This is a genomic window from Marinobacter sp. UBA2498, from assembly GCF_002341575.1.
Classification (GTDB): domain Bacteria; phylum Pseudomonadota; class Gammaproteobacteria; order Pseudomonadales; family Oleiphilaceae; genus Marinobacter; species Marinobacter manganoxydans.
Map to the genome: position 1 here is coordinate 14,283 of NZ_DDOI01000128.1, position 377 is coordinate 14,659.

The 377-nt window shown below is 59.9% G+C and carries 1 protein-coding gene; it reads left to right on the forward strand.

Translation table 11 applies throughout. The features are described 5' to 3' along the window. A partial coding sequence (locus B2W52_RS17875) for a preprotein translocase subunit SecA (protein ID WP_476738544.1) occupies nt 1-377 on the forward strand: 377 nt, incomplete at both ends.

Below are 377 nucleotides of genomic sequence, written 5' to 3' on the forward strand. Positions count from 1 at the left end.
CCGCCAGGACCGCCGACCTGACCGACGAAGCCGACATTGCAAAAGTTGCCGCAGAGGTGAAGGCGGAAATTGCCGAGCAACGCCAGAAAGTCCTCGACGCGGGCGGCCTTTTCGTTATCGGAACGGAGCGGCATGAGTCTCGCCGCATCGACAACCAGCTTCGCGGCCGCTCCGGCCGACAGGGCGATCCGGGCATGTCCCGCTTCTTCCTGTCCTTGCAGGATGATCTCATGCGTATTTTCGGATCCGAGCGGATGGATGGCATGCTGCGTAAACTCGGCCTTGAAGACGGGGAGGCGATTGTCCATCCCTGGATCAACAAGGCGCTTGAAAAAGCCCAGCAAAAGGTGGAAGCGCGCAACTACGAAATCCGCAAG